This is a genomic window from Caballeronia sordidicola, assembly GCF_002220365.1.
Lineage (GTDB): Bacteria > Pseudomonadota > Gammaproteobacteria > Burkholderiales > Burkholderiaceae > Caballeronia > Caballeronia sordidicola_C.
On sequence record NZ_MTHB01000264.1, the window covers coordinates 1 to 1,190 of the forward strand.

At 58.8% G+C, this 1,190-nt stretch carries 1 protein-coding gene; it reads left to right on the plus strand.

All coding sequences use genetic code 11. The features are described from left to right. On the plus strand, positions 1-1,190 hold a 1,190-nt coding region (locus tag BSU04_RS38580), incomplete at both ends, for a CheR family methyltransferase (protein WP_144021490.1).

Here is a 1,190-nt window from a genome sequence, read left to right on the forward strand (position 1 = left end):
GGCGGCAGTCGAGACGCGCGACATGGCGGGCTACATTGAGGTTCTCGCTAACGAACCTGCCGAACTGGAACTTCTCGCCAAAGACATCCTGATTAACGTCACGCAATTTTTTCGCGATCCGAAGGTTTTTGATTTGCTGGCGAGCACCGTTGTGCCCGAGCTTGTCCGCAACCATGCGCCAGGTCAGGACATCCGCATCTGGATCGCAGGGTGCAGCACCGGAGAGGAAACCTATTCGCTTGCCATGCTTTTTCTCGAGGAGATCGAGGCCTCGAGGCGAAGCATCAAACTGCGGGTCTTTGCCTCGGATGCCGATCCGGTTACGCTTGCGAAGGCTCGCGAAGGGCTGTATCCGGTGACCATTGAGGCCGATGTCTCACCCATTCGACTGGCCACTTTCTTCGTCAGGGAAGGGAGCAACTATAGGGTATTGCCCGATCTGCGGTCGATGGTGGTGTTCACACCCCATGATGTGCTTGTGGACCCGCCGTTTTCCCGGCTTGACATGGTCTCGTGCCGCAACCTGCTTATTTATCTGAATCCCGAAGCACAGACGAAGGTCGTGTCCCTTTTCCACTTCGCACTACGCGACGGCGGCATCCTTCTGCTCGGAAGCGCCGAGACGGTCGGAAAACCTGACGGCCGCTTCGAGATTCTTTCGAAGTCAGAGCGCATTTATCGGCATACGGGTCACGGCAGGTCGCACGACGTCGGCTTTTCGATGAACTCGACCAACGCCGTCCGTATTGCCTCCCGGCAAGAGCAGGGCCACGCCATCTCCCGCCAGTCCGCCATGGCAGAGTTGTGCAGGCGGTTGGTCATACAGTCGCACGCGCCTGCCACCGTCCTGATCAGCCGGGATCATGAGTGCATCTATTCCGTCGGACCCACCGACCGGTATCTGCATGTCGCGTCAGGTCCTCCCACTCAGGACATCCTGGCAATGGCCTCGCAGGATGTGCGCAGCAGGCTCAGGCTCGCCATCCAGCGTGCGAGACAGGGAAATGGGCGTGTCGTGGTGGCGGGAGGCACGACGGTGCAAAACGGCAACGTGGTGGGTTTTAAGCTGGACGTCCAGCCTGTCTCGAACGATGGAGAGGAAATGTTCCTGGTTTCCTTTGTCGACGACCCACATCATGGTCATCAGGAAAGGAAGTCCATTGCCATCACGCCCGAGGACGTGCCTCGGG